The sequence below is a fragment of the Pyxidicoccus fallax genome (genome assembly GCF_012933655.1).
GTDB classification, from domain to species: Bacteria; Myxococcota; Myxococcia; order Myxococcales; family Myxococcaceae; genus Myxococcus; species Myxococcus fallax.
In genome coordinates, this window is record NZ_JABBJJ010000586.1 from 1 (window position 1) to 4,029 (window position 4,029).

At 70.8% G+C, this 4,029-nt stretch carries 4 protein-coding genes; 1 reads left to right on the forward strand and 3 read right to left on the reverse strand.

Features of this window, described 5'->3' with window-relative positions; genetic code table 11:
• On the forward strand, positions 1-647 hold a 647-nt coding region (locus tag HG543_RS52085), incomplete at its 5' end, for a cyclic nucleotide-binding domain-containing protein (RefSeq protein ID WP_169352433.1).
• Between the two features lie 123 nt (positions 648-770).
• Here HG543_RS52085 and HG543_RS52090 read toward each other — a convergent pair.
• From HG543_RS52090 to HG543_RS52100, 3 genes are all read right to left on the reverse strand, one after another.
• Entirely contained in the window at positions 771-1,964 is a 1,194-nt protein-coding gene (locus tag HG543_RS52090; protein ID WP_169352434.1) for an OmpP1/FadL family transporter, read from the reverse strand.
• A gap of 102 nt (positions 1,965-2,066) precedes the next feature.
• Positions 2,067-3,692 carry a PH domain-containing protein gene (locus tag HG543_RS52095; protein ID WP_169352435.1) on the reverse strand — a complete coding sequence of 542 codons (1,626 nt, stop codon included), beginning with the start codon at positions 3,690-3,692 and terminating at the stop codon, positions 2,067-2,069.
• Positions 3,682-4,029: PH domain-containing protein (locus tag HG543_RS52100; RefSeq protein WP_169352436.1), on the reverse strand; the 348-nt coding region annotated here is incomplete at its 5' end. The genes HG543_RS52100 and HG543_RS52095, both read right to left, overlap by 11 nt.

The following is a 4,029-nucleotide window of genomic DNA, read 5'->3' on the forward strand; positions in this document are numbered from 1 at the left end:
CCATGAGGGCGGTGGGGCAGCTCGCGCAGGGCGACTTCTTCGGAGAGCTGGCGCTGCGCAATGGCGCGCCGCGCACGGCCAGCGTCATGGCGCTGGAGCAGACGGCGGTGCTGGAGCTGTCGCGCGAGGGGCTGGACAAGTCCGGGGCGCGGCATGGGCTCGGGGACACGCTCGTGCGGATGGTGTGCCAGGAGCGGCTGCTGGCGGACGCCCTGAGGAGCAGCACGCTGCTCGCCACGCTGCCGCCGGAGCTGGGCGTGCAGCTCGGCTCGGCGCTGGTGCCCCACGTCGCCAGGCAGGGAGAGGTCCTCCTCACGCACGGTCAGCAAGGGGATGCGCTGTATGTGCTCCTGCGGGGCCGGTGCGCCGTGTTCCATCCTCACGGTGATGGGGACACCACGCGCTTCCCGGACCTGGAGGAGGGGGCCGTCTTCGGAGAGGTCTCGCTGCTGCGCAGCCGGCTGGCCACGGCCACGGTGCGCGCCGAGACGCCCTGCACGCTGCTGCGGTTGGAGCGCGATGTCTTCGTGAAGTACTTCCGGAGCCAGCCCGCGCTGCGCCGCGCGCTCGTGAAGCTGGGGCTGGAGCGGCTGCGACGGACGTCCCGGCTGGTGGAGGACGCCCGGAGCGAGGTTTGGAGTTACTGAGTCGGCGGGAGCCACGTGTCTGGAATTGGGGCCACGTGCTCCGGGCCAGACATCAAATCCAGACAATGTTTGTTGAAGCGAGGCGCTCCAGCTCCTCGGGGAGCTGGAGCCCCTGATGACTGCCTACAGCGAATAGCCCAGCGTCACGCCGAGCACGTGCGCGGTGCCGGAGTAGGTGCCGTCCATGCCGGCGCCCTTGCTGTCCGTGCTCGCGAGGAGGACGAACTGGTAGGCCGCGTCCGCGCGCAGGTTGCCGAAGGAGTAGCCCGCGCCCAGCGACAGCTTGTAGCGGTCCGCGTCCGGCAGGTCCGGCGTCAGCGTCTCTTCCGGGCTGGGAGACAGGTCCGCCACGATGCCTCCGCGCAGCTGCAGTTGCGGATTCAGCGTGTACTCGGCGCCCAGGTGGAACTTCGCCTTCGCCACCCAGCGCTTCTCCACCGGGTTGTTCAGTGACGGGTTGCCCGGGAACTCGATGGTCAGCTCCTTCATGCTGGCCCAGTCCACCATCTGGATGTCGAAGGCGACCGTCAGCTTCTCCATCGGCACGGCCGCCAGACCCAGCGACAGCGTCCTCGGGAACTGCACGTCCGCCTCCACGCGCTGATCCAACAGCCGCGCCTGGAACGCCTCGGGGATGTTCTGGAAGTCCGCATTGCCCTCGTACGTGGTGGACACCGCGCTGCGGTAGTGGAGGCCGACCGTCAGCTCCCCGGGCATCACCACCGCCTGGAAGCCCACGTTGTAACCCACGCCCCAGGCCGAGCCGCCCAGGTGCACGGCGCCCTCGCTCTCCACGAAGTTCATCGCACGCTTCAGCTCCACCGTGGTGCGCACGACGTCCACGCCCACGCCCACCCGGAAGTACTCGTGGAGCTGATACGCGAACGTGGGGTTGATGTAGTACGCAGCCAGGCTCGACTCGCGGCCCTTGAAGCGGCCCACGAAGTCATCCTCCCACCGGCTGCGCGCGCCGAAGGCCGTGTACGCGCCCAGGCCGAACGCCGCCTTCTCGAAGGGCCGGTACACCACGAAGACGTGGGGCGGGGGCGACAGCGTCATCTTCTGCCCCTGCGCCTCGCCGTCCGTCGGCGTGAACTTCATGAAGGGCAGGATGCCGGTGTCGCCGACGGTGATGTCCAGCTTCTTCACGCCGAGGATGTTCGCGGCGTTGGAGTAGATGGCCGACGAGTCGTCCAGGATCGCGGTGGCGGCGTTGCCCATGCCCGTCGAACGCGCGCTGTGGGTGTCGATCTGGAAGCCCGCGGCCTGGGTGGCACCCGCGGCGAGCAGCGTCACAAGGGAGAGCGTCTTCTTCATGGTGTGCATTTCGTCTGGCCGGGCCATCGATTTCGGCGCCGTCGTTTTTTGTATCGCGCCGAAGCGGGTGTGACGGATCCCATTTCCGGGAATGGGGCGCCGTCACTCGGGGAGCCGCGAGTATAGGCCCAAGGACGGTTCACTTGCAGCCGCTGGTTCCGCGTCCGCGGCGGAAGGAGCTCCCCCCTCGGAAGGCCCCGGGGGGTTCCGCACTCCGGGTGGGGGCTGGCGGGTACGCCTCGGCGCCGGGAGGGCGTCGATGAGCCGCCCGGCCTCGTCCCAGCTCACGCTGGGCAGCACGACGTCCGAGCCCGCCACGGCCACCCGGACGTGCCCGATGCCGTAGCCCCGCTCCAGCGGCCCCTGGACCGCGTTCACCGCCTGGATGCGCGCGCGCTGGAGCACCGTGGTGCGCCGCCGCCAGAAGCCCTGCCGCACCACCACGAGCGTGTCGGTGATGAGCCACCCCTGGAAGCGCCAGTCGAACCAGGCCCCCACCAGCTGGAGCGGCAGCAGGGCCCAGGCGAGCACGCCCCAGGGCCACAGGAGGAAGGTCGCGGGCGTGGCCACCAGGACGCTCACCCCCACGGCGCGGATCCGCGCCCGCAGGAGCGACTTCGGATGCGCGGGCCGCAGGGACAGGGTGCCAAGCGCCGCCGGCAGCCCCGGAATGAGCCGGTCTACCAGCGCCTCCATCCGCGAGGTGGGGACCACCGGCACCACCAGCTCGGCGCGCTCGGCCGCTTCTCTTCCGGCGCGCACCCCGGCCGTCTCCACCTCCACGGAGCCGAAGCCGAACCAGCGGCGCAGGAGGGGCTCGTCCAGCACGACCTGCTGGATGCGCTCGTGCCGCACCGTTATCTGCCGGCTCGTGAAGAGGCCGCCCAGGGCGCGGAAGTGCGTCCCGGTATCCACCAGCCGGAAGCCATGGAAGCGCAACACGGCCAGCACCACGTTCACCAGCCAGAGCACGAGCAGCCCGGCGAGCACGACGAGGACGGCGGAGACCCAGCCCATCCCGGGCCGCGCCAGCCCCTTCCAGTGCGCCTGCATCCAGGGCAGCGCCCAATCGTGGAAGAGCTCCATCAGCTCGTTGAGGGCGCCCATCACCACGGCGAGCACCCCCAGGCCCGTGGCCGTCGCGCCGTAGCGCAGCAGGTCCACCAGCCGCGTGTTCGCCAGGACCTCGCCGTCGGCCTCGCCCGGAGTGCCCACGGGCGCGAGCGCCTGGGCCTTGTTCCCGCGCGCCATGTGCAGGGCGTCGATGAGCGCCTGCGCGTCCCCCGGCGTGAGCCCCCGCAGGTGGCCCTCGGCCTTCTGCCCGGACGCCGTCTCCACCTTCAGCTCCACCAGCCCGAGCAGCTTCGAGACGAAGGGCTGGACGACCTCGGTGTTCTGCACCCGCGCCGCCTCGATGAAGCGCGACGTCTTGGTGAAGACGCCGGAGCGGATCTCCAGCTGCGCGCCCACCACCCGGTAGCGCGTGGTGGCGACTTCATAGAGCAGCGCGGCGACGCTGGATCCCGCGAACAGGAGGATGATGGCCCAGATGAAGGCGGGGAAGCCTCCGTCCCTCATGAAGAAGGTGGGGAGCAGGGCGCCCAGCATGGGGCGCAACACCAGGCCGAGGACGGGGAACAGCGCCGCGAGCGGGGCCCGCGGGCTGAGCGTCTTCCACGGCGCCTCCGCCTCGGGCGCGAGGGCCGTGGCTCCCGGCTCAGACGACATCGTCGGCCTCGCGCCGCACGAGCTTCTCGCGCAGGGCATCCGCCGTCTCACGGGCGAGGCCGGGAATCTCTCCGTCCGCGCCGCCACCCGAGGCCGTGTAGACCTGGAGTCGCGCCAGCCCAAGCGACCGCTCGATGGGGCCCTGGTGCACGTCCACGTGCTGGATGCGGCCCGCGGGGATGGACACCAACCGCCGCACCAGCACGCCGTGCGCGATGAGCAGGTCATGCTCGCGCAGCGCCCAGCCCCAGCGCTGGTGCGCGCGCGTGGGGTACCAGGTGACGTGGGCGATACAGGCCAGTATCACCCCCGCCGGAAGCAGCCAGGCCCACCCGCC